This is a genomic window from Kribbella sp. CA-253562, from assembly GCF_050942265.1.
Taxonomy (GTDB): Bacteria; Actinomycetota; Actinomycetes; order Propionibacteriales; family Kribbellaceae; genus Kribbella.
The window spans coordinates 6,989,835-7,010,847 of sequence record NZ_CP192049.1; the positions used below are offsets into that span (position 1 = coordinate 6,989,835).

The following is a 21,013-nucleotide window of genomic DNA, read 5'->3' on the forward strand; positions in this document are numbered from 1 at the left end:
CGTCCCGGAGGTCAGAGCCAGCAACGAAGCCGCGGTTACTCGTCGGGTTCGAAGTGGGTGTCGCAGACGCCGCAGGTGATGTCTCCGAGTTCGAGGACTGCTTTGGCGACGCGGATGCGGCGTGGGCATTGGCACGCGCAGGGGATGGCGTTGTTGTTGTTCTTCTTGGTTTCGCCGCCGCCTTGGGCTTCGGGGTGCCGGTAGGCGATGAGTGCGGCTTTGAGTTCGGCCAGGACGGCCTTGTAGGTAGTGGCTGTCTCGGCGCGCAGGGTGCAGAGTGACCAGCCGATCTTGGGATCTTTGGTGGTGTCGAGGCCGAGTTCGCTGGCGAGGTCGGCGAACTTCTGGTTGTGCCATCGGCCTTGGCGGCTGGTGTCTTTGATCTCGCGGGCGTGGGCCAGTGAGTGGGTGGCTTCGTGGAGCAGGGTGGTGAAGACTTCTTCGACGGGTCGTTTGAGGCCTTCGCCGGAGATGAGGACTTCGGCGAGTTGGTTGTCTCCGTGTTGCCAGCGGATCGGGGCGAAGTGCCCGTACTTGGCTTGTTTGGAGGCGGTGCCGGAGCCGACGATGATCACGACGGCGGGGATCTCGGGGTGCTGGGCGCGGATCGCGGTCCAGGCGGTTTCGAGTGCGGCGACGAGTTGTGCGGTGGTGTAGGTGTCTTGACGCTTACGTGTCAGACGCGCTTTCGGTGACCCGGTGCGGGTCTTGGTGGCGGTCTTCTTGGCTCGCTTGACCGTGACGGTGACGGCGGGGTGGCTTGCTCCGGTGGAGCATTCGCGGAGCTTGTTGCGGACCGCGATCAGGGATTGGTAGCCGGTGGCTCTGCCGCCTTCGGTGGCGCGGACTTGATCCATGTGCTTCTGGACGGCTTCCAGGGCTGCTGTGGGACTGCCGGAGTAGGTGGCGGTGGTCTTGGTGACCTGCCAGCCGGTCAAGCCGGTGAGGGCGTTGGTGTTGGAGTTGGTAAGGCCGGTGAGCTTGGTGGTGGTCGCGGGCTTCGCGGCGGCCGGCGCGGCGAGGGTGTCGGTGGTCACCACTGTTCTCCCTTCTCGGTGGCGTCTTGCTTGGCGCAGGTCATGTGGCAGGCGCGGCCGGTGTAGGGGTCGCGCAGCAGGGCCGGGTTGCCGCAGAGGAAGCAGGGCTGAGGATTGGCGACTGTGGCGTGTGCCCAGTCGTCGGCCCGCTGTGAGCGGTAGGCCTTTTTGGCTGGAGCCTTGACGGTTGGCTCAGCAGCGGGGGTGGTGTCGGTGGAGACCAGGTCGGCCGGGATGGCTTGCTGGCCTTGACAGTTACGTGTCACGCGGCGTTTGGTTGCCGCGCGTTTCATTCATCAGTCCAGGTCGCGAAGAACGACTGGACCTGGAGGCCGAGTTCGTGGGCTTCGTTGAAGATGCCTAGTGCGTTGGTCTCGTACAGATCGACGCTGGCTTGCTGTTCGAGCGTTTTGACGTGCGCCCGCAGGTCGGCCAAAAGGCCGGTCATCGCTAGATCGAATTGAGGGCGGTGGGCCTGCAGGATCTCTTGGAGTCCGTCGCGGGCGTTGCTCATCGCTGTTCCTCCGTCCAGGTGAGGATGAGGATTTCGTTTCCGTTGCGGCAGCAGGTCGGGAGCCATTCGACCCCGTTGTCGTCGATCTCGATCAGTTCGGGAGCTTCGATGAGCAGGTGCCACTCGTCGGGTCCGCTTTGGCCCAGGATGGTTGCGTAGAGCCACGGCCAATTGGCGGGTTCGTCCAACTCAGTGGAGCCGGTGAACAAGGGGTACGGAGTCCACACGGCGGCGTATACGGGGTATCGCCCGTCGTTGGGCAGGTAGTAGCTCATGGCTGTTCTCCCGTCCATTCGCCGGGGATGTAGAGGGGTTCTTGGGTCCAGGAGGCGTTGTCGGTGGCGTGGGTGATCTGGTGTTCTTCGAGCAGTGCTCGCGCTTCGTAGAGGGCGTCGATCAGGTGGCTGATCGCGGTGACGGAGCCGGTGACCAGTTCGATTTCGATCGGGTTCGCTCCGAGGTCGATGACGACCTTGGGGGTTTGGCCGTTGCAGGCCAGGTTGATGCCGGCCACTGAGTGGTCGGTGAAGTCGTAGCCGATGATGATGCGGTCTTCGCGGTCACCACCGGATGCGTCGTAGAAGGTCATGACGCCTCCTGGCGGACGGTGTAGGCCTTGGTCCAGGTGCCGTTGAAGGCTTGGCGGTTGCGCATCGCGGACCAGCAGACACCGCAGCGGTGGGGCTGGTTGGGTGACCAGGTGAAGGCTCCGCAGTTGTGGAGCCAACCGGTGTTGCCTTTGCCGTCGTTGACGGCGGTCAGTGTCCCCGCGGGGACGGGTTTGACGGTGATCATGCGGCCCTCCGAAGGTGCACGGCACGGCGGACGATCTGCCGGTGCTGGTTGTCGTTGAGGAATGCCGTCTTGAGACGGCGGGGGAATCCGCCTTCGGCTCGGAGAAGTCCGACACCGAGGGATTCGGGTGCGATGTCCACGGCGGTGTGGCCTTGGGAGGCCCAGCCGGTGCCGAGGATGATGTCGCTGCTCGAATCGGTGGCGCAGCGGAATGCGAGCCGGTAGCCGAACAGGTCCCGCAGGGAGGTGGGGACGATGTCTGCCGACGGCCGCTGGGTTGCGGCGACGACGATGATGCCTGCGGCACGGCCGCGAGCGACAATGTCCCGGATCAGAGTGCGGAACTCTTCTTGCTGTTCCTTGGTGCCGACAGTGACGGTGAAGTAGGCCAGCTCATCGATGGCCACGAGCTTGGCCCGGAAGCCGTCGTCGGGAACGATCTTCTTGCGGCCCGTACGGGCCAGGTGCAGATAGCGCTCATCGAGATCGGTTTGCAGGTCCTTCAGCACGCGTAGTGCTTTCGGCATGTTGTTGCCGACGAACTCTTTCGCCACCGGGGCGTACGGCAGAAGCTCGACAATCTTGCCGTCGATCAGGATGAGATCGACGTCGGTACAAAGTGCGGCGTGAGCGACGATGTTGCCGAGGGCTACGGACTTTCCTGCGCCAGGTTCGCCGCCGAGCAGGATGTTGCGGTACATGAGGGTGACGTGCACGGTCTTGCCGCGCGTGTCGACCCCCAGGTAGATGGGGTCGTAGATCGACAGGCCGATCCATCGGGTGGGGGTGGCCCCCGGCGTGCGCCGGGGGAACACCTGTCGTGGGTTGAAGCTAGACATAGTCGGACACGTCTTCTCCGTTGGCACCAAGGACCACGGTGTTGCCGTCGTTCACGGCGGCGGTGGTCTTGGTCTTCGCGGTTTTGGTGCGGGTCTCACCGCTGCCGGTTTTGGCCGGCGGTTGCTCGGTGGTCCCTTCGTTGGCGGGGTCGGGGCCGAGGAAGGCCATGACCGCGTCGTCGGCGACTGCCGCTTCGGGCATGTCGCTGGTGTCGTTGAGCAGCGGCGAGACGATGTGCTGCTTGGACAGCGGGTCACGCCGGTCGATGTCGATGCGCACGAGTGCGGCATTGCGGGTGGAGCGGGTGATGACTGCCGAGCGTGCCCAGCACGCCGAGGCCAGCGTTTCGGCCTTGTTCTCGAGGTCTTCGGCCGACAGGCCGGGACGCATGAACAGCCAGACGACCTGTCCGGTCTTGGTGGCGAAGCACCCGACGATGAACGGCAGGTTGCCCGACCAGTTCAGGGTGCGCATTTCGGTGAGGCAGGCCCGGACACGGTGCCGGGTGATGACGCACCAGACTCGGTTACGGGCGAAGCGGCGGACCAGGTTGTCGGTGAAGATCCATCCACTCAGGACGATGATCAGTAGCGCGTTCAGCCACAGCGGGTTGGAGCCGAAGTAGTCCGTGATCGCCTCGCCGTGAGCGACGACGAGGTAAGTGGCAGTAGCCAGGACGAGCAGTTCCCAGCGCCAACGCCACAGCGTGAGCAAGACGACGACGGGCATCGTCTGCTGTGGCCGGATGATGGTTTCGACAGCACCAGTGGCGGTGCCACGGCCGCGACGGCCCGATACTCGACCAGTCGAGCGGTTGCGGGTAGATTTGGGCATGACAAGACCTCCCGATCAGGGGGTTGAGTCAGGAAAAACACCAAGCCAGGACCGGTTTCCTAGGCCAGTGGCCCGGCTTGGTGTCTCGTTTCCAGGGAGCGGCCCTTTCGAGGGCCGTTCTTGGTTTCTAGCGGTGGTTCTTCGCGTTTGACACCTACGTGTCAGCCGCGGTGAGGTCCAGCCGAAGCCGACTGCCAGACCGCGTACGTGTAGTTGCGGGCGGCGATCGTGTCGCTGAGCTTGTTCTCAGCCTCGGCGTACAGGTCCAGCAGCATGAAGACTGCGTCGACGGCGTACATGGTCTCGCCGACCGTGTGGAACGTGACCAGCGGCTCGCACCGCTGCAGTGCCTCCGACAGGAGGCCTTCGATGTACCGCTTCGCGGTCTCGATCATCTGAACTTCGGTGCACTTGGCCTCGTACTCGGCCCGTGCCTGATTCGCGGTGATGGTTCGGTCTTCCATCGGTTGCGACATGACTACCCCTTGCTGAGCAGTTGCACGAATCACGGGACGAGTTGAATCAGGCCTTGGCGTTACCCGGCGCGTTGAGGGACTTGGCCCGGTACGCGACACCGTTCCGCCCATTGGTGGCCCACGGCATGGCCTCCAGCTCGACCGGCACGACGGTGGCGCCAACAGCAACCTTCGGCATGGCATTGCCCGCCAGGGTCACATTGATCACCTCGCCGCCCGTCTCGTCGAGCGCCATCACCTGAACCGACCAGAGCAGCTCATTGGTGTTCCGATCCGCCTTCTGCCGGCCGTTCTGGTCCTTCTTCTCCTCCACAGCCTTGGTGACCGTGAACGTCTTGCCCGTGGTGTCGATGGTCAGCTTCATCAGGAATCGCCCCTTCTATGCGTCCGACCCGCTCCCCTTGAGCAGGTGTTCTAGTTCAGATACTAGAACACCTCATCGCTGACATCAAGCACTAATTGCAACGAATTAGTGACTGAGCGTTGACACGTAGGAGTCAATCCGTTCCGCGTTGACGCTTAAGCGTCAAGACCCGACGTGACCTCGGTAGGTGACCCGGCCGAGCGTGATGCTCTCGCCGTACTCCAGCACATCGCCCGTGTTGTCGTACATCCAGTTCCGCCCAACGAGGATGAGAGCACCCTCAGTGAGGCCAAGAACATCCGCCTGCTCGGCCGTAGCTCTTGCAGGTTCGAGCTGGTCCTGCCAACCATCGAGCTTTCGCTTCAGGATGTTGGCGACATAGAGAAAGGTGCCCTCTTGAATGCGTTCCTTGCTCAAGAGCAGTGGTGCCTTCTCAGCGAGCTTGCCGTTGAAGTACGACGTTGATGCGGACACAGCCTTGTCGTTGGGCGCATACGTCGTGCGAACTCGCCGGATGACAGGCGCGCCGGCCTTGATACCAAGCGCGTCGGCAACCTGCTCGGAGGCCACATCGAGGCCTGTGTCAGTGATCTTCGCGTAGTAGCCGGTGGGATAGATCTTGCCGGTTCGCTGAGACTTGTCGGCGCGGTCGTTCGCCGCCTGACCTCGCTCATCGTGCGTTGTCACAACGCTTCCGACGCCACGCTCCGGCTTGATATACCCCTCAGCGCGGAGGCTGGAGAGCGCTCGTTGAGCGGTCGCAAGAGCCACGCCATAATCACGCATCAGCGAACGCACGGACGGCACCAAGTCGCCGGCCTGGAGATCGCCGTTAGAGATCCTGTTGCGAATCTCCGTAGCGATCTGCTGATACGGCGGAGCAGGACGCTCCAACTTCGGGGGCATGGCTAGACCTCAAGTCCGATCGGTGTTCTAGAACACCGCCAGCATAGGCGGTGCCGCTCGTAGAGGTCTAGTAATCGTCCCGCGCGTTGATCCGGTCAATGCCGCCGAGTCCGGTCGCCGCAACCGACCGTGCGACCTCGACATCAGCCGGGTCCGGCTCAATGCCCTGCTCCTTGGCCGTAAGCAGTCGCTTATGCACCTTCTGCAGCTCCAGCACTTCCGCCAAGCGAGCTGCCTGGATCTCCTCCCAGGTCGGCATGGTCACTCCCATTTCAGACCAGTGATCCGCTCGTACATCGCAACGTAACGAGCACGAGTCTCATCAACGACCTCAGCCGGAATCTCAGGGCCCGGAGGAGTCTTGTCCCACGTCCCCAGATCACGCGCCCAGTCACGCACGTACTGCTTATCGAATGAGACCTGCCGCTGCCCCGGCTTCCAGTCCTCATCACGCCAGTACCGCGAGGAATCAGACGTCAGCACCTCATCGGCCAGGACCAACGTCCCGTCCTTCGCAAGCCCGAACTCGAACTTGGTGTCCGCCAGATGCACACCACGACCAGCGGTGATCTCAGTAGCTCTGGTGAACAGCTCAAGCGTCTTCGCCTCAAGCGTCTTCGCGAGTTCCGGCCCAACAGCCTCCGAGACCTCATCAAAGGTCATCGGCTCGTCATGCCCATCCTCGGGCGCCGTCTTCGTCGTCGGCGTGAACACCGGCTGCGGAAGCTTGTCGCCCTCACGAAGGCCCGAGGGGATCGACACCCCAGAGATCTTTCCCGTCTCGCGGTAGGCATCCCAGCCGAGCCCGGCAAGGTAGCCGCGGGCGATGCACTCCACCTGGATGATGTCGACCTGCTGACACCGCACAGCCCGGCCCTCAAACTCGGCCGGCACGTCCGTAGCCGAGATCACGTGATTAGGCATCACGTCCGCCAGCTGCTCGAACCACCACAGCGACAGCCTCGTCAGCAACTTCCCCTTGTCAGGGATCGACGTAGGCAACACCACGTCGTAGACCGACACACGATCAGTCGCAACCAGGATCACCTCCCCCGGGCGATCGCTGTACACATCCCGAACCTTGCCCCGATGCAGCAGCTCCACGCCACTGTTCTAGCACACCGCCTCGGAGAACCCATCGCAGGTCTTAACCCATGCCGGGTGGTTCGCCAGCACACTCAGCTCTGATGCGGTCGGCCGCCCATGCTTGACGGCCCGAGTCGACCATGCTCTCTGCCGGCCAAATTGAACCAAACTCATCATCCGACCACCGTGGCAAGAGATGGATATGAAGATGGAAAACGGTCTGCTCTGCAACAGCTCCTTGTGAAGTGATCAAGTTCATCCCTTCTGATGACACAGCTCGCTGGATCGCCCGTCCAACATCCAGGCATGCCCGTGACAACGCGGACACTATCGTCGACGGAGCACTCCAGTAGTCGCTCACGTGCAGACGTGGCACAACCAAGGTGTGACCAAGCGTGGCAGGGCCTAACGGAAAAAAAGCTACCCAGTCTTCGGATTGGGCCACAGTCTCCGTCTTACCATTCCCGTTTACCGCATCACAGAATGCACAGTCAACCGGATCGGCACTCATACTATTTACCGGCTGCTATTGCGGCCTGTTCAATCCAAGTACCCATGTTCCGATATCCACTGTCGCCGAACCAGTTATAGAAACTGTATCCGGCGGGGATCTTGCCGCAGAGGGAGGAAGTCTTGCCGAATAGATCCTTGATTTCCGAGATGTTGATTCCGATCAACCCATGCCCAAGAGCTTTGCTTCGGTCAATTTCATACTTCACCCAGCGACTCTGGCATGTCGATCCACCGACAAGGACAACGGTTACAGTCGTGTTGTCCATCTGAGAATTGATCCACCGTTTCACTGCATCGTCACCCACCCTCTTTAGCTTCTCCAGCTCAGCCGCATCGATAAACCCGCGCGCGATGCGCTCCTGAGTGACCCAACTGTTCCGCACTACCATCGCGCGACTAACATCACCGTACTCGAAACTGAAAAATGTACGTCTAGCCATTCTTCACCTCTTTGAGATAGAGAGCACCGACGATATTGACAACAACTATCGTCCCATACAACAAGAGCAGATGCCAGCGCATCATTGTTCGCAACCAGCGACGGAGAGCGTGTGTCTTATCGACAGCCATGGCGTAATCCACCGGCTGAGATGCAGGCAGTTTTGCAACACGCACATGCAGCCCAACGAATCCGCGTTCGAGCCACAAATAGTAGCCATCCATTGCCCAGAACAAGAGCGTAGAAACGATCCCCACGAACAGAACTGCGCGACGCGATTCGATCGCAGCGAACGCCGCTAACCCGCTCGCGAGCGATATCGCCCAACCTTTGAATAGAAAAGAGTTTCCCGCCATTCGAAGGATCGCGCCCTGTATGAACTCCAGATGCTTAATTCGCGCGTCACTGAAGTCCTCGCTCGCCGGTGGGCCAGGCTCATCAGGTTCGAGCAAAGCCTCTAGTACACGACGCAATTTCGACATGCTTGCCACCAAGTATGGGCCAATCCACCACCACCGCACGTGGCCGCCGGCGTATTTACCGAACAAAGCCGCAGATCGCACAGAGGCGGCAGAAACTGGATCAGGAAAGAGACTTAAAGCTGCTCGACGCCAGCGCCAACTCAGTCAGCGACTTGTACTCCAGGCCAGAGCCTCTCCTTCGAGTGACCCAGGGCGTTTGCCGCGATCCCTCCTTCAGCTCTTCCACGAGGGGGTACAAGCCAAGGTATTCCTGTCCGGGAGGACGGCCACCGCTCGCAGCCACGAGAGGCATAATGGCAATCGACTCGCCGGATCGATGTCCGTCGAAGAAGCCGAGTTCCCAAGGCATCCACTTCGACGTGCCAGAGGCAGCGGTATAGGCGTATACCAAAGACCTCGATTGCTTCATTCGCTGCCGGAGTCGCGCTGCCGTTGCCGCTGTTACGGCCGATCGATCGAGCTCGGCATCCTCAATCCAGTCCACGTAAACAGAGTTCCCCCGCTTTTCGAGGACCCTCTTAACACCAAGAATCAACTCAGCGTCGCGAAAGCTATGACTAAGGAAGATGTCGTAAATGTCACGTTGCGCGGATTTCCGCAGCGCCTCGCGCGCACTACCGAAAGTAGCCGCAGCTATTCGGCCTTCTGTCCGGACCTGCGCCTCGGTGTAATAAGACATCCATCCCCCAGTGCCCAATTCTTTGACTAGCCCCCACGGCTCCGCCCGACTGTATCCCACTTGCCTCATCGCGGCTAGGTTTCTATGACGAAGAGTAGTCGTTGATCCATGGTTTGCGTGCGCGGCGCTCGCGGGCTCCCCTTGGGCCGACTGACAAGTTTCTCTACGTCTTCAAGACGGGCCCCTTCAGGGCCCGAAAGCGCGCCGCCACCGCAGGTCGGGCCGCCTGCCTCCCGCTCTCGCTTCGCTTCGCTACCGGCGCGGCCCTTGGCTTGGCGCGCACGTGCCAACAGGGTGCCGGGTCGGAGACAGCAAAACTCGCCGTCAACGGCTCGACACCCTGCAGGTGCACCCGCTCACTCGGACCGACCGGCCATCCCGCCGTAGGTGGCTGGACACGCCTGCCGTCTGACCGTGGGCTACCGGATCGTCCCGACAGCAATGTTGGGGAAGTGCGGCCCGGCCCGGCACGCGTCAAGGGCGCCTACGGCGTCGCTTCGCGATCGAGCAAGCTCGCCCCTGGACGCGCACCGCTCCGGACCTTGGGCGGCAGCTATCGGGACGATCCGGCGGACTGGCCGCGCGTTTGACACGTAACCGTCAAGCGGATGGTGAAGGAAGCACGGCGCTGCCTGGGGCTTCGCAACCACAGCAGGACCGCACGGAGAACAGAGCTGGTGGACCAGCCAATGAGCAGGAAAACGAGACTCGGTGCGTAGTGCGCCAGATCTGGCATTGGGGTCAAATCCTTCAGATCGAGGATGACCCGGCCCATAGCCAGCGGTCTTGACTCCTAGGTTACCGACCCCACCGCCAAACGGGCCACAGCCACGCCCAAACGGTTGCACCAGCGGTTGCAATTCGGGTCCGTCCGTCGTCGTTCGCAGGGGTCGGCTCCGAAAGCATGGGAGCCCAAACGGACGGCCACGGACCACCCCGGACAGCCCCCAGTCGAACTTAAACCTCGCGACCGAAAGGTGTACGGGTTCGAATCCCGTCCCGGGCACCCCTCGGCCGACCCACGCGTGCTCCGCGCCCGCTTCCTTCGTCGCTACGCTCCTCAGCGCGCGCACTACGCCCGCTCCCACCCACCCCCGGCTTGGCGCCGTACCTTCCAGCTGCCAGCTGCCGCCGGCGGTCTGCGGGCTGGCGCCCGCGATCCCGGGCTACCGCCCGGGTGCGCGCTACCGCGCGATCGACTGCTCCAGCCCCTCGGCAGCTCGCAACCGAACCGAGGGCACGGGTGGATCCCGGGACCGCTGCACGATTCCTCGCTCGATCCAGCCGACGTCGCCGCCGGGCTCACCTTCGGGACTCGACCCAGACGTCCAGCCACATCGCATCACGTCGACGGCTTCGGCGAGCGGTGGTTGCGTCGACGGTTGCAGTGCTCGGAGGTCGCGCCTACAGCGGCTGCCGATCCCGAGCGGGCGCCGCATCCAACCGTCCACGCGTTGACCGCCCGTCTCCAACCAAACGCGCGAGGTTGATCGCATCGCGCGGCGGTTACGAGAACTGTCAAGATCACCCTGCATAGGACACAGGACTGGCATCTCCCGAACATGACAACTTTGCTACGTCTTCGAGACGGGCCCTCGGGGCCGTAGATGCGCGCCGCCACCGTAGGTCGGGCCGCCTGCCCTCCACTGCGCTAGCGTTCTGGGCGCGTCCCTTGGCCTGGCGCGACCGTGCAGCAGGGTGCCGGGGCCGCAGACAGCAAAACTCGCCATCTATTACTCGGCACCCTGTGACCTAGTGCTGTCGGACAGGCCGGTCAGCCGCCGCTATGGTCGCCGCCGTCAGCCGTCTACCGGTTGGCCTCCGCATCGTCCCGTTAGCAACAATGGGCGGGGTCCGGGCAGGCACGCGTCAAGAGCGCCTTCGGCGTCGCTACGCGATCGAGCAAGCTCGACCCTCGACCCGCACCGGACTCAGGGCGGCTATCGGGGCGATGCGGGGAGGTCTGCCCTCTGCCGACCCTGCCAGTCAGCGGCATCCTCGACTCGTAACCGTTAGATCGAACTCAATCGACAGTCGACGGCGGCTGACCTTGATCTTGCCGGAATACGCGAGCTGTGAGGACTTGCAGAGTCTCCGCAGGCGACACACTGCCAGCCAGCCAATGACCAGCCAAGCGGCATCGGGCGCGTGCAGCATTAGATCGTTCATGGGCCACGTCCTTCAAGATGAGGGACGACCCGGCCCGTAGCCAGACGATCGCTGATTGAAGGTATCGCATCGCTCTCCGCCCGGTCGCTGGCCACGCCGGGGCGGTTGCAGTTTCGGTTGCAGTTCATTCGCGTTCGCGCCGATGCTGCACCATCCATCAACCTTGGTGCGCGAACTCGGCGAACTGCCTTGCCCGAAACAGTCCGAGTCGACCTCAAACCTCGCGACCGAGAGAGGTACGGGTCGAATCTCGTCCCGACCCACAGGTGCTCTGCGCACGGTTCCTCCGTCGCTCCTCTCCTCAGCGCGCGCACTACGCCCGGCCCGACCCGCTCCGGGTACCCCAGGCGCGATCGCGCCTCGAGGCCGAAAGACGTAGGGCTCGCCGCCGTCCCGGGCACAGCGTGCTGGCCGCGCGTAGGCTCACTCAGGCGCCTGGGTCCCGTTCGAAGGACGCTTTCAGGGCGTCGACCGTGATGGTGCGCTCCTTGACGGCGTACCGTCGCAAGACCGGCCTCGCCAGGCGCCACGCGCCGTACGGCACCAGCTTGCCGCGATGGCGGACCAGCGTCTCGCCGGCGCCGGAGGGCTGCAGGTGGTAGCTCGGCCAGCCCTCGAACTTGAGCTTGCCTGACTTCGATTTCTCCCACCAGTGGAAGACGATCGTGTGCGGCGCCTCCAGTTCGGTGATCTCGCCGGGCATCGGGCCCTGACTCGTCTCGTCGACGAACGTCGTACCGACAGCCGGTACTCCGGGAGATGTCTGGCGGGTCTGCCTGAGCATGCTTCCTGTGCCGGCCATCCAGTCGTTGTGCCCCTCGATGTCGGCGATCCGCGCGAACACCTGGTCGATCGGTGCTCGGATCGTCCGCTCGAGTTCGAACTCGATCGGCTTCATCCAGTAAGCATCGTCACCCTGCGGATCCACCACAAGGGCCTCCGGCGCCTTCGCCGGCCCGCGCGCTTGAAGATACGTGTTCCTGAAGCTCTGGCCGGGCTGATGCGTGGCCCAGAGGCCCGTAGCATGTCCCGATGATCTTCGCTCCCGGTCGATCGATCGCCCGCCGCGACGTGCACCTCAACGGGATGATCGCCGCGGTGCAGACCACGCGGGTCGTGCGCGACGACGCGGAGGCGCTGCTCACCTGGACTGCGTCCGGATCAGACTGCATGCTGCGCGGTACTCGGGACGGCGCGTCGATCCGGAAGATGTCGCTGGCGGAGCGGGACCGTACGCCGTCCATGCTCTGGCCGCGGCACTGGGAAGGCCGGCACGTGCTGATCCGCACCGAACCCGGGGCCGACCATTCGGTGTGGTGGTTCTTCGACCTGGAGATGCGGTTCGAAGGCTGGTACGTGAACCTGGAGTCCCCGGTACGCCGCTGGTCGGCCGGGACCGACATCCTCGATCACGCGCTCGACATCGTGGTCGCGCCCGATCGCAGCTGGACCTTGAAAGACGAGGACGAGCTGGCCGAGCGTGTCGATCATCCGGCGTACTGGACGGCAGCCGAGGCGGATCGCATCCGCGCCGCCGGCGAGCGCATCATCGGCGACATCGAGGCCGGCAGGTTCCCGTTCGACGGCCGGTACACGGATTTCCGGCCCGATCCCTCGTGGGAACCGGCCAGGCTGCCCCCGTACTGGGACGCCGAGGTGGCGTCCCGCTGATCCTCGCGACCGAACGGCGTACGGGTTCGAATCCGACCCCGGGCGCACGCAGCTCCGGCCTGCACACCTGCCCCCAGGGCTGCTGGACGCGACGAACAGCGGGTGCTCAACTGGTCGCATGCGATTCGACGTGAAGACGCACGCGTCACCTGAACAGGTTCTGCGTGCCTTGACGGACTTCACGGATCGTCGTCTCGAGATCTGGAGCCGGACCCTCGATCCGAAGACGTATGAGCTGCGCGAACTCGGCGACTCGTGGGCGGTGGCTCGAGAGAGCACGCCCGGTTCGCCGTTCTGGGTCGTCGTTCGCTACGACTGGTCCGACCCCACGGTGCTCCGGTGGACGGAGGATGAGAGCAGTTACGGTGGTGTTGGCACAGGGTCGGTCCGGATCGCACCGGCAGACGATGGAGGCAGTCGGCTTCACGTCGAATGGAGCTCCGGCGAGGCCAGCCGGACCCGGGACAAGATGATGGTATCCCCGATCCATCGCGGGCCCATGAACCACCTGATCTCCCAGCTCTGGGCTAGCACGTTGAACCGCTACGCAGAATCAGACACTCAGTGAGCGAGCACGCCGATTCACTCGGCTCGGTGCAGATCCAGGCCATGGACGACCAGTGGCGTCGCGAGCGATTGAGGTCTGAACGCCGGCTAGACCTTGCGCGGTAGCTATCGGGACGATCCGGTCAGGAGGGTCTCGTGGTGGCTCCAGAGCCAGCGCAGGTAGTGCTCCAGTTCCTCTGGGGTGGCGACCCATCCTTTGTCCATGTAGGTGAGGATGCGTTTCATCTCGCCGGGTACGAGGTCGTAGGTGGTGGCTCCGGTTTCCGGGATCGACGTGCTCGGGGCGACCTGCGCGGGGACAGGGATGAGCGGAACGCGAACACCGGATCTGATGAGCTCCTTGAGGACCGTGAGGTACAGGCGGGGCAGGTGGTACGCGGAGACGGTGAGCGCGAGGCTGGTGATGTCGCGGGCTTGCACCTGGTCGGCGATCCAGCGCGCCTGGAGGCCGGTGTTGGGGGCCGGCTCGGTCTGTAGAAGTACGCCGTCGAAGCGACACAGCCCCAAGCCGCGAAGGTAGTCGACGGTGATCTCGACGTAGGTTTCCTCTGCTGGGTTGCCGTTGGCCACCAGGAAGTAGCGCAGGGCTGGATTCACCTCCCAGGCACGGATCGCCTGGGCGAGGCGCCACTCTTCACCCTGACCGGTCGCGATCACGAGCGCGTCGACACGATCGGCGGCCGACTGGGGCAGGGTCAGGATCACCGTGAGGGCTTTCATCAGATCGAGGAGCCGGCCGGCGGTGAAGTCGGCGAAGTCCTCGTCCCGCACGATCCGGGGCGTGCTCAGAGGTACACCTTGCGCGGATACACCGCGTGCGCGCCAGCGACTCGGTCCAGGAACAGCAAGCCGTTGCAGTGGTCGATCTCGTGCTGGATCGCTCGGGCCTCGAAGGCGTCCGTGCTCAGGGTGATCTCGTCGGTGGTGCCGGGGAGTACGCCGGTGATCGTGAGGCGGGTCGGGCGTTTGACGTCGCCGGTGAGGTCGGGGACGGACATGCAGCCTTCGCGGGACTTTTCCTGGCGGCTGGATTCGACGACGACGGCGTTGCAGAGGACGAAAACGCCGTGGCAGGTGCGGGTCTTCGGGTGACCGGTGACGTCCAGGGCGAACATCTGGGCCGCGACTCCGACCTGGGGTGCGGCGAGGCCTACGCAGCCGGGTGAGACTCGCATGGTGGCGACGAGGTCGGCGGCGAGGGCGAGCATGACCGGGTCGAGCGGGTCGACGGTGGCGCCCTCGGTGGCGAGGACGGGGTGGGGCGCTCGGACGACTTCCAGTACGTCGCCGGCCAGGCCGAGTTGGGCCGGGCTCCAGGCGGCCAGTGCCTGGTTGAGATGACCGATGTCGGTCACAGGTCGTCGCTCTCGGTGGGTCGCAGGCTGACCCCCACGCCCAGCTCCTCGGCGGTGATCTCCAGCGCGCGCATCAGCATCGGGAGCTCGGCGGACGGCGGGAGCTCGACCTCGGCGGTCATCACGTACAGCTCACCGCTCAATCGGGTGGTCAGATCGGTGACGGTTCCGCCTGCGGTGGCGATCATCCGCGTGACGGCCGCGACGATGCCGGGCCGGTCGGCGCCGTGCACGCTCAGGATGTACGGCGCGCCGAGTGGCGCGTGCGCGTTCTCCGGGGTCATCTCGCGCACCGTGATGACCAGCTCGCCCCGCAGCGGCTCGAGCGCCTCCTTGACGGGACCGAACGGCCCGGTGCAGACGATCATCATCGCGAAATGGCCGCGCAGCAGCGTCATCGTGGAGTCCTCGAGATTGACCCCGACCTGGGCGAGGGCCTCGGTGACGTCGGCGATGATGCCGGGGCGGTCGGGACCGATGACGGTGACGGCGAGCTGGCTCATGCGGGCACCGTATCCAACCGAAAGTCTCTCCTTGGCCCGACTTCGGTATCCGGACCGCCGCAACAGCCCGTACGGCGCCTCGCGCCTCGCTATCGTCGGCACCGTGGACCAGTCGCTCAGCCGCAAGCGCAGCGCCCGCGACTGGGTCGTGGACTCGGTCGCGTTCCTGCTCGCGGCGCTGGTCGGCCTGATCCTGTACGACCAGAACGACCAGGACGCGATCCCGCGCTGGCTCTTCGCGGCGGACTTCGTGACCGGCATCGCGCTGTGCCTGTCGCTGTGGTTCCGCCGCCGGTGGCCGGTGCAGCTCGCGGTCATCGCGGCGTTCGCGACGGTGTACTCCGAGACCGGCGGCATCGCCGCGCTGATCCTCACGATGACCGTGGCCGTGCATTTCCCGTTCCGGGTCACGATGATGATCACCGGCCTCAACGTGCTCAGCGTCGCGGCGTACTCGATCGTGCGCGAGACCGAGGACCCGACCATCGCGGTGCTGATCGCCGCCGTGCCCATTTACGTCGGGACCGTCGGCTGGGGCCTCTACGTCCGGTCCCGCCGTACGCTCCTCCAGACCCTGCGCGAGCGCGCCGAGCGGGCCGAGACCGTCGCCAAGCTCGAAGCCGAACAGGGCCAGCTGAGGGCCCGCGAGGAGATCGCCCGCGAGATGCACGACGTGCTCGGGCACCGGTTGTCGCTGCTCAGCGTCCACGCCGGCGCGCTGGCCTACCGCCCGGACGCGTCGACCGAGGAGATCGCGGGCGCCGCGGAGATCATCCGGTCGAGCGCGCACCAGGCGCTGCAGGATCTGCGCGAGGTGATCGGCGTACTGCGGGCGCCGGTCGGCGAACTCCCCCAGCCGGCCTTCGGTGATGTCCCGGCCCTCGTCGAGGGGGCCCAGCGGGCCGGCGTACCGGTGGAGCTGGAGCTGGATGCGCCGGGGGCATTGCCGGAGCATGTCGGGCGTACGGCGTACCGGATCGTGCAGGAAGGGCTGACCAACGCGATGAAACACGCCCCGGGTGAGCCGGTCCGGATCCGGGTGATCGGGGCTCCGGGCAACGGTTTGACCGTTGACGTGAGCAACCCGGCGCCGAAGGGCAGGCCCGGCGATCGCGGCCAAGGACTCAAAGGCCTGACCGAGCGCGCAGCGCTGGTCGAAGGACGACTCGAGCACGGCAGGACGCCAGAAGGCGACTTCCGGCTCTCCGCCTGGCTACCGTGGCCCGCATGAGTCAGGTCGTCGACGACAGCGCAGCGAAACGAGGACGTGGATGACCATCCGGGTAGTGATCGTCGACGACGACCCGTTGCTGCGGGCCGGGCTGAAGTTGATGCTGGGCGGTGCCCCGGACATCCGGGTCGTCGCCGAGGCCGATGACGGTGCCGGCGTCCAGGCGCTGATCGACCGCGAGTCGCCCGACGTGGTGCTGATGGACATCCGGATGCCCGGGATCGACGGTCTGACCGCGACGGAGTCCGTGCGGTCTCGCCCGGGAGCGCCGGAGATCGTCATCCTGACCACCTTCGACGCCGACGAGCACGTACTGCGCGCGCTGCGGGCGGGAGCGGCTGGCTTCGTGCTCAAGGACACTCCCCCGGCCGAGATCGTCGAATCGGTCCGCCGGGTCGCGAACGGTCAGCCGGTGCTGTCGCCCGCGGTGACCAAGCGCCTGATCAGCCGGGTCGCCTCCTCCGGCCAGGACCTGCGCAAGAACCGCGCGGCCGCCCGGCTGGCGGAGTTGAACGACCGGGAACGGGACATCGCCGTCGCGGTCGGCGAGGGCAAGTCGAACGCGGAGATCAGCGCGACGCTCTACCTGAGCATCCCGACCGTGAAAACGCACGTGTCCCGCATCCTCACCAAGCTCGACCTGAACAACCGGGTGCAGATCGCGCTGCTGGTGCACGACGCCGGTCTCCTGGACGACAGCCGCTGATCACCCGCCGGTCACCCATCCGGCTTAGCCTGAGGAAGTCCGTCCGCCCTCGGAAGGTTCCCCCATGCGCCGAGTTGTTGCCGCCGCCACCGGTCTGGCCTTGTTCCTGCCCGCACTCCCGGCCGAGGCCCGGCCCGCCGAGACATCCCGGCCGGAGGCCATCACCGGGCTACGAGCGGCCGCCCCGACCGTTGACGCAGCCCGCGCGAACCTCGACCCCGCCGCGTCCGTCGACCCGCTGATCGGCTCCGCCCGCGACGGCAACACCTGGCCGGGCGCGGTCCGCCCGTTCGGGATGATCTCGTGGAGCCCGACCAGCACCCGCGGCGACCAGACCAGCACCGGCGCCGCCAACGGCTACCAGTACGACGTGACCCGCGTCCGCGGCTTCAGCCTCACCCACGTCAACGGCGCCGGCTGCAACCCCGGCGCGGCCGGCGACATCCCGATCCTCCCGTACGCCGGTCCGGTGGACTCCTCGCCGACGGCCGACACCAAGGACGCCAAGTACGCGAGCAACTTCAGCCACGCCAACGAGACGGCCAAGCCGGGCCGCTACACGGTGGCGCTCGACAACGGCGTACGGACCGATCTCGCGGTGACGACCCGCGCGGGTGTCGGTGAGTTCACCTTCCCGCAGCAGCAGGCGAATCTGCTCTTCCGCACCTCGAACTCGCTGAACGGCAGCGAGGACGCCGAGATCAGCATCGACGCGAAGCGCCGCAAGGTCACCGGCTCGGTGCTCACCGGCGCGTTCTGCGGCCGCCGCGCGAACGGCGGGATCAACAACCGCAAGACCTACTACCGGCTGTACTTCACCGCCTCCTTCGACCAGCCGATCGTTGCCAACGGCACCTGGAAGGACGCCACCCTCACCCCGGGCAGCAGCCACACCACCGGCGGCGAGGGCTACGCGACCGGCGCCGACCGGGCCGGCAAGGGCTCGGGCGGCTACGTCACCTTCGTCCCCGGCGCCAAGGTCCGGATGCGGATCGGCATCTCGTACGTCAGCCTGGCCGGCGCCGAGCGCAACCTCGCGACCGAGCTCCAGCCGCGGGCGACGGTCGACCGGGTGGCCGCCGACGGCTATCGGCAGTGGAGCAAGGAACTCCAGGACATCAAGATCACCGGCGGTACGGACGACCAGCGGACCACCTTCTACACCGCGCTCTACCACGCATACTTGCAGCCGAACATCTTCAACGACGTCGACGGCCGGTACCTGGGCAGCGACCAGAAGATCCACCGACTCGCGCGCGGCCAGCGAGCGCAGTACGGGACCTTCTCCGGCTGGGACCAGTACCGCGCACACATCCAGCTGCTCGCGCTGCTGAAGCCCGGGATCGCGGGCGACTTCGCGCAGTCGCTGTACCAGTTCGCCCGGCAGAACAACGGGATCTGGGACCGCTGGCTGCACAACAACGGCCCGACCCATGTGATGACCGGCGATCCGGCCGCGCCGACACTGGCCACGTTCGCCGCGATGGGTGTGCGCAACTTCGATGCCCGCGGCGCCTACGAGTCGCTGTTGCACCAGGCAACCGTGCAGAACGCCGACGCCGAGAACGACGGTGGTTGCCCCGGGCAATGCACTGGGCAACGGCCGGCGCTGAACACGTACCTGGCCAAGCACTACGCGCCGCAGGACGCCTGCCACTGCTGGGGCGGCGCCGCCGAGACGCTGGAGAACTCGCTCGCCGACTTCTCCCTCGGCCAGTGGGCGCAGCGCCTGGGCCGGGACGCGACCGCGCTGAACGACCGTGGCACCTGGTGGAAGAACACCTTCGACCCGGCGGTCGGCTACCAGCGAGCGCGGCTGGCCGACGGGACGTGGCAGCCCGGCTTCACGCCGTCGACCGATGTCGGCTTCGCGCAGGGCTCCAGCGCGACGTACACGTGGATGGTCCCGCAGGACGTGTCCGGGCTGGCCGCCGCGATGAACGGCCAGGCGATTCCGCGGCTGGACGCGTTCTTCCACGACGAGCAGGGCAACTGGGCGGTCAAGGGCGGCAGCCCGCTGCGCTACGACCCGACGAACGAGCCCGGCCTGCACACCCCGTGGCTCTACAACGGGCTCGGCCAGGCGTGGAAGACGCAGGCGACGACGCGCGAGATCGTCGACACCGTGTACGGCGTGGGCCCGTCCGGGCTGCCCGGCAACGACGACCTCGGCACGCTGTCGGCCTGGTACGTGTTCGCCTCGATCGGCCTGTTCCCGCAGACGCCGGGCCGGGCCGAACTGCTGGTCGGCAGCCCGCTGTTCCCGAAGGTGGAGCTCCGGCGCAGCAACGGCGTACGGCTGACGATCGAGGCTCCGCAGACGTCCGACTCCAACCAGTACGTCGAGTCGCTGACCCTGAACGGCGAGAACCGGACCGAGTCCTGGCTGCCGGAGTCCTTCGTCACCCACGGCGGCCGGATCACGGTCCGGATGGGAGCGGCCCCCACCAGCTGGGGAACCGCTCCCGTCGACCACTAGGCGCTAGCTCTTCGTCGCCCGGCGGAACTCCTCGTTCGGCATCTGCAGGCTGCCGAGCGAGGTGACCTCACGGCGGAAGAACAGCGCGAGCGTCCAGTCGAGGATGACCCGGGCCTTGCGGTTGAAGGTGGGGACCCGGGACACGTGGTAGGTCCGGTGCAGGAACCAGGCCGGCCAGCCCTTCACCTTCACGCCGTACAGCTGGGCGACACCCTTGTGCAGGCCGAGGCTGGCCACCGACCCGACGTACTTGTGCTCGTAGTTCTGCGGCTCCTTGCCGTCGACCACGCGCAGGATGTTGGCGGCCAGCCGGCGCGCCTGGCGGACGGCGTGCTGCGCGTTCGGCGCGGTGAAGGCACCGGTGTCCGACGTCAGGTCCGGTACGGCGGCGTTGTCGCCGGCCGACCAGGCGTCGTCCAGGCCCTCGATCCGCAGGTCGGCGCGGCACTTGATCCGGCCCTTCTCGTCCAGCGGGAAGTCCGTCCTGGCCAGCGCCGGGTTGGCCTTCACGCCGGCGGTCCAGACGATCGTGTCGGCGTCGAACTCCTCGCCGTCACTGAGCACCACGCGGCCCTTCTCGCAGGACTCCAGCCGGGTCTCCAGCTTGACGTCCATGTTGCGCTTGCGCAGCTGCTCGACGGTGTACTTGCCGAGCTCCGGGCCGACCTCGGGCAGGATCCGGTTGGTCGCCTCGACCAGCACCCAGCGCATCTCCTCGGGCTGGATGTTGTCGTAGTAACGGGTGGCGTAGCGGGCCATGTCCTCCAGCTCCGCGAACGCCTCGACCCCGGCGTACCCACCGCCGACGAAAACGAAGGTCAGAGCGGCCTTGCGCAGCACCGGGTCGGGCTGGGAGGCGGCCACGTCGAGCCGGTCCAGCACCTTGTTGCGCAGCGCGATCGCCTCTTCGACGTTCTTGAACCCGGTGGCCTCCTCGGCCAGGCCGGGGATCGGCAGCGTGCGCGCGATCGAGCCGAGCGCGACCACGATCTGGTCGTAGGCCAGCTCGTAGTCCGGGCCCTCCTCGGGCATCACCTTGGCGACCTTGTGCGCGTGGTCGATGCTCGTCACCCGCCCGGTCACCACCCGGCAGCCCTTGAGCGTCTTGCGCAGCGGCACCACGACGTGCCGCGGTTCGACCGAGCCGGCCGCCGCTTCGGGCAGGAACGGCTGGTACGTCATCACCGAGCGGGGGTCGACCACGGTCACCCGGATCTTGCCCCGGCGGGCGGCCTTGCGCAGGCCGTACGCGGTGTACATCCCGACGTAACCGCCTCCGACGACAAGGATGTGCGGTACCTGGGCTGTCATGCGGCTCACTCTCCCTGAGTGCGAATCCGACTTCATGTCCCCTTCAGGTTACGGGC

Annotated in this window: 27 protein-coding genes; 5 read left to right on the forward strand and 22 right to left on the reverse strand. The window is 65.6% G+C overall.

All coding sequences use genetic code 11. From position 1 onward, the window contains the following. Positions 1-35 precede the first annotated feature (35 nt). From ACQPXM_RS32950 to ACQPXM_RS33035, 18 genes are all read right to left on the reverse strand, one after another. Entirely contained in the window at positions 36-1,037 is a 1,002-nt protein-coding gene (locus tag ACQPXM_RS32950; protein WP_432941114.1) for a hypothetical protein, read from the reverse strand. Continuing rightward, positions 1,034-1,330, reverse strand: coding sequence for a hypothetical protein (locus tag ACQPXM_RS32955; protein ID WP_432941116.1), 297 nt, complete (start codon positions 1,328-1,330; stop codon positions 1,034-1,036). The genes ACQPXM_RS32950 and ACQPXM_RS32955 overlap by 4 nt, the downstream gene beginning before the upstream one ends. Beyond that, positions 1,327-1,551 (reverse strand): hypothetical protein, encoded by a 225-nt coding sequence (locus ACQPXM_RS32960; protein ID WP_432941118.1) that lies wholly within the window; start codon positions 1,549-1,551, stop codon positions 1,327-1,329. Before ACQPXM_RS32960 ends, ACQPXM_RS32955 begins: the two co-directional genes overlap by 4 nt. Continuing rightward, a complete protein-coding gene (locus ACQPXM_RS32965; RefSeq protein WP_432941121.1) occupies positions 1,548-1,826 on the reverse strand; it encodes a hypothetical protein in 279 nt (92 codons plus the stop codon). Before ACQPXM_RS32965 ends, ACQPXM_RS32960 begins: the two co-directional genes overlap by 4 nt. Beyond that, positions 1,823-2,140 (reverse strand): hypothetical protein, encoded by a 318-nt coding sequence (locus ACQPXM_RS32970; RefSeq protein WP_432941124.1) that lies wholly within the window; start codon positions 2,138-2,140, stop codon positions 1,823-1,825. Before ACQPXM_RS32970 ends, ACQPXM_RS32965 begins: the two co-directional genes overlap by 4 nt. Further along, positions 2,137-2,346 (reverse strand): hypothetical protein, encoded by a 210-nt coding sequence (locus tag ACQPXM_RS32975; RefSeq protein ID WP_432941127.1) that lies wholly within the window; start codon positions 2,344-2,346, stop codon positions 2,137-2,139. The genes ACQPXM_RS32970 and ACQPXM_RS32975 overlap by 4 nt, the downstream gene beginning before the upstream one ends. Then, positions 2,343-3,185, reverse strand: a complete 843-nt coding sequence (locus ACQPXM_RS32980; RefSeq protein ID WP_432941130.1) for an FtsK/SpoIIIE domain-containing protein — start codon at positions 3,183-3,185, stop codon at positions 2,343-2,345. Before ACQPXM_RS32980 ends, ACQPXM_RS32975 begins: the two co-directional genes overlap by 4 nt. Beyond that, entirely contained in the window at positions 3,178-3,915 is a 738-nt protein-coding gene (locus tag ACQPXM_RS32985) for a hypothetical protein (RefSeq protein ID WP_432941132.1), read from the reverse strand. Before ACQPXM_RS32985 ends, ACQPXM_RS32980 begins: the two co-directional genes overlap by 8 nt. Before the next feature lie 266 nt (positions 3,916-4,181). Further along, the gene (locus tag ACQPXM_RS32990) at positions 4,182-4,496 is read right to left on the reverse strand and encodes a hypothetical protein (protein ID WP_432941135.1); all 315 of its coding nucleotides are present in this window, start codon (positions 4,494-4,496) and stop codon (positions 4,182-4,184) included. A gap of 46 nt (positions 4,497-4,542) precedes the next feature. Next, positions 4,543-4,860 carry a hypothetical protein gene (locus tag ACQPXM_RS32995; RefSeq protein ID WP_432941138.1) on the reverse strand — a complete coding sequence of 106 codons (318 nt, stop codon included), beginning with the start codon at positions 4,858-4,860 and terminating at the stop codon, positions 4,543-4,545. A 162-nt stretch (positions 4,861-5,022) separates the two neighbouring features. Then, positions 5,023-5,766: a GntR family transcriptional regulator gene (locus ACQPXM_RS33000; RefSeq protein ID WP_432941141.1), complete on the reverse strand. Its 744-nt coding sequence runs from the start codon at positions 5,764-5,766 to the stop codon at positions 5,023-5,025. Between the two features lie 67 nt (positions 5,767-5,833). Further along, positions 5,834-6,025 carry a hypothetical protein gene (locus ACQPXM_RS33005; protein ID WP_432941144.1) on the reverse strand — a complete coding sequence of 64 codons (192 nt, stop codon included), beginning with the start codon at positions 6,023-6,025 and terminating at the stop codon, positions 5,834-5,836. A gap of 2 nt (positions 6,026-6,027) precedes the next feature. Next, positions 6,028-6,870 carry a phosphoribosylaminoimidazolesuccinocarboxamide synthase gene (locus ACQPXM_RS33010; protein WP_432941146.1) on the reverse strand — a complete coding sequence of 281 codons (843 nt, stop codon included), beginning with the start codon at positions 6,868-6,870 and terminating at the stop codon, positions 6,028-6,030. A gap of 43 nt (positions 6,871-6,913) precedes the next feature. Continuing rightward, positions 6,914-7,363 (reverse strand): HIT family protein, encoded by a 450-nt coding sequence (locus ACQPXM_RS33015; protein ID WP_432941148.1) that lies wholly within the window; start codon positions 7,361-7,363, stop codon positions 6,914-6,916. Position 7,364: 1 nt separating this feature from the next. Continuing rightward, the gene (locus ACQPXM_RS33020; RefSeq protein ID WP_432941150.1) at positions 7,365-7,805 is read right to left on the reverse strand and encodes a TIR domain-containing protein; all 441 of its coding nucleotides are present in this window, start codon (positions 7,803-7,805) and stop codon (positions 7,365-7,367) included. Then, positions 7,798-8,286, reverse strand: a complete 489-nt coding sequence (locus ACQPXM_RS33025) for a hypothetical protein (RefSeq protein WP_432941153.1) — start codon at positions 8,284-8,286, stop codon at positions 7,798-7,800. The genes ACQPXM_RS33020 and ACQPXM_RS33025 overlap by 8 nt, the downstream gene beginning before the upstream one ends. Before the next feature lie 100 nt (positions 8,287-8,386). Beyond that, positions 8,387-8,965, reverse strand: coding sequence for a hypothetical protein (locus ACQPXM_RS33030; RefSeq protein WP_432941156.1), 579 nt, complete (start codon positions 8,963-8,965; stop codon positions 8,387-8,389). A 2,596-nt stretch (positions 8,966-11,561) separates the two neighbouring features. Then, on the reverse strand, positions 11,562-12,032 hold the full coding sequence (locus ACQPXM_RS33035) for an SRPBCC family protein (RefSeq protein ID WP_432941159.1): 471 nt from the start codon (positions 12,030-12,032) through the stop codon (positions 11,562-11,564). A 134-nt stretch (positions 12,033-12,166) separates the two neighbouring features. Between ACQPXM_RS33035 and ACQPXM_RS33040 the strand changes: the two genes are divergently transcribed. Both ACQPXM_RS33040 and ACQPXM_RS33045 read left to right on the forward strand, forming a co-directional pair. Further along, on the forward strand, positions 12,167-12,805 hold the full coding sequence (locus ACQPXM_RS33040; RefSeq protein WP_432941161.1) for a DUF402 domain-containing protein: 639 nt from the start codon (positions 12,167-12,169) through the stop codon (positions 12,803-12,805). A gap of 118 nt (positions 12,806-12,923) precedes the next feature. Continuing rightward, positions 12,924-13,373 (forward strand): SRPBCC family protein, encoded by a 450-nt coding sequence (locus ACQPXM_RS33045; protein ID WP_432941163.1) that lies wholly within the window; start codon positions 12,924-12,926, stop codon positions 13,371-13,373. A 104-nt stretch (positions 13,374-13,477) separates the two neighbouring features. Here the strand turns inward: ACQPXM_RS33045 and ACQPXM_RS33050 are convergent, their stop codons facing one another. The 3 genes from ACQPXM_RS33050 to ACQPXM_RS33060 are packed head-to-tail and all read right to left on the reverse strand — an operon-like array spanning position 13,478 to position 15,230. Continuing rightward, positions 13,478-14,143 carry a hypothetical protein gene (locus ACQPXM_RS33050; protein WP_432941165.1) on the reverse strand — a complete coding sequence of 222 codons (666 nt, stop codon included), beginning with the start codon at positions 14,141-14,143 and terminating at the stop codon, positions 13,478-13,480. 14 nt (positions 14,144-14,157) lie between these two features. Further along, a complete protein-coding gene (locus ACQPXM_RS33055) occupies positions 14,158-14,727 on the reverse strand; it encodes a peptide deformylase (protein WP_432941168.1) in 570 nt (189 codons plus the stop codon). Next, positions 14,724-15,230 (reverse strand): glycine cleavage system protein R, encoded by a 507-nt coding sequence (locus ACQPXM_RS33060; RefSeq protein ID WP_432941170.1) that lies wholly within the window; start codon positions 15,228-15,230, stop codon positions 14,724-14,726. The genes ACQPXM_RS33055 and ACQPXM_RS33060 overlap by 4 nt, the downstream gene beginning before the upstream one ends. 103 nt (positions 15,231-15,333) lie before the next feature. Between ACQPXM_RS33060 and ACQPXM_RS33065 the strand changes: the two genes are divergently transcribed. From ACQPXM_RS33065 to ACQPXM_RS33075, 3 genes are all read left to right on the forward strand, one after another. Beyond that, positions 15,334-16,461, forward strand: a complete 1,128-nt coding sequence (locus ACQPXM_RS33065) for a sensor histidine kinase (RefSeq protein ID WP_432941172.1) — start codon at positions 15,334-15,336, stop codon at positions 16,459-16,461. A 40-nt stretch (positions 16,462-16,501) separates the two neighbouring features. Then, positions 16,502-17,167, forward strand: a complete 666-nt coding sequence (locus tag ACQPXM_RS33070) for a response regulator (RefSeq protein ID WP_432941175.1) — start codon at positions 16,502-16,504, stop codon at positions 17,165-17,167. 64 nt (positions 17,168-17,231) lie between these two features. Continuing rightward, positions 17,232-19,646: a GH92 family glycosyl hydrolase gene (locus ACQPXM_RS33075; RefSeq protein ID WP_432941178.1), complete on the forward strand. Its 2,415-nt coding sequence runs from the start codon at positions 17,232-17,234 to the stop codon at positions 19,644-19,646. A gap of 3 nt (positions 19,647-19,649) precedes the next feature. Here ACQPXM_RS33075 and ACQPXM_RS33080 read toward each other — a convergent pair whose 3' ends face one another. Next, positions 19,650-20,957: an NAD(P)/FAD-dependent oxidoreductase gene (locus ACQPXM_RS33080; RefSeq protein ID WP_432941180.1), complete on the reverse strand. Its 1,308-nt coding sequence runs from the start codon at positions 20,955-20,957 to the stop codon at positions 19,650-19,652. Positions 20,958-21,013 lie beyond the last annotated feature (56 nt).

Coding starts and splice junctions, on each gene's coding strand:
- ACQPXM_RS32955 (WP_432941116.1), bottom strand. CDS start 1,330: ATGAAACGCGCGGCAACCAAACGCCGCGTGACACGTAACTGTCAAGGC.
- ACQPXM_RS32960 (WP_432941118.1), bottom strand. CDS start 1,551: ATGAGCAACGCCCGCGACGGACTCCAAGAGATCCTGCAGGCCCACCGC.
- ACQPXM_RS32965 (WP_432941121.1), bottom strand. CDS start 1,826: ATGAGCTACTACCTGCCCAACGACGGGCGATACCCCGTATACGCCGCC.
- ACQPXM_RS32970 (WP_432941124.1), bottom strand. CDS start 2,140: ATGACCTTCTACGACGCATCCGGTGGTGACCGCGAAGACCGCATCATC.
- ACQPXM_RS32975 (WP_432941127.1), bottom strand. CDS start 2,346: ATGATCACCGTCAAACCCGTCCCCGCGGGGACACTGACCGCCGTCAAC.
- ACQPXM_RS32980 (WP_432941130.1), bottom strand. CDS start 3,185: ATGTCTAGCTTCAACCCACGACAGGTGTTCCCCCGGCGCACGCCGGGG.
- ACQPXM_RS32985 (WP_432941132.1), bottom strand. CDS start 3,915: ATGCCCGTCGTCGTCTTGCTCACGCTGTGGCGTTGGCGCTGGGAACTG.
- ACQPXM_RS32990 (WP_432941135.1), bottom strand. CDS start 4,496: ATGTCGCAACCGATGGAAGACCGAACCATCACCGCGAATCAGGCACGG.
- ACQPXM_RS32995 (WP_432941138.1), bottom strand. CDS start 4,860: ATGAAGCTGACCATCGACACCACGGGCAAGACGTTCACGGTCACCAAG.
- ACQPXM_RS33000 (WP_432941141.1), bottom strand. CDS start 5,766: ATGCCCCCGAAGTTGGAGCGTCCTGCTCCGCCGTATCAGCAGATCGCT.
- ACQPXM_RS33005 (WP_432941144.1), bottom strand. CDS start 6,025: ATGCCGACCTGGGAGGAGATCCAGGCAGCTCGCTTGGCGGAAGTGCTG.
- ACQPXM_RS33015 (WP_432941148.1), bottom strand. CDS start 7,363: ATGAGTGCCGATCCGGTTGACTGTGCATTCTGTGATGCGGTAAACGGG.
- ACQPXM_RS33020 (WP_432941150.1), bottom strand. CDS start 7,805: ATGGCTAGACGTACATTTTTCAGTTTCGAGTACGGTGATGTTAGTCGC.
- ACQPXM_RS33025 (WP_432941153.1), bottom strand. CDS start 8,286: ATGTCGAAATTGCGTCGTGTACTAGAGGCTTTGCTCGAACCTGATGAG.
- ACQPXM_RS33030 (WP_432941156.1), bottom strand. CDS start 8,965: ATGTCTTATTACACCGAGGCGCAGGTCCGGACAGAAGGCCGAATAGCT.
- ACQPXM_RS33035 (WP_432941159.1), bottom strand. CDS start 12,032: ATGAAGCCGATCGAGTTCGAACTCGAGCGGACGATCCGAGCACCGATC.
- ACQPXM_RS33040 (WP_432941161.1), top strand. CDS start 12,167: ATGATCTTCGCTCCCGGTCGATCGATCGCCCGCCGCGACGTGCACCTC.
- ACQPXM_RS33045 (WP_432941163.1), top strand. CDS start 12,924: ATGCGATTCGACGTGAAGACGCACGCGTCACCTGAACAGGTTCTGCGT.
- ACQPXM_RS33060 (WP_432941170.1), bottom strand. CDS start 15,230: ATGAGCCAGCTCGCCGTCACCGTCATCGGTCCCGACCGCCCCGGCATC.
- ACQPXM_RS33070 (WP_432941175.1), top strand. CDS start 16,502: ATGACCATCCGGGTAGTGATCGTCGACGACGACCCGTTGCTGCGGGCC.
- ACQPXM_RS33075 (WP_432941178.1), top strand. CDS start 17,232: ATGCGCCGAGTTGTTGCCGCCGCCACCGGTCTGGCCTTGTTCCTGCCC.
- ACQPXM_RS33080 (WP_432941180.1), bottom strand. CDS start 20,957: ATGACAGCCCAGGTACCGCACATCCTTGTCGTCGGAGGCGGTTACGTC.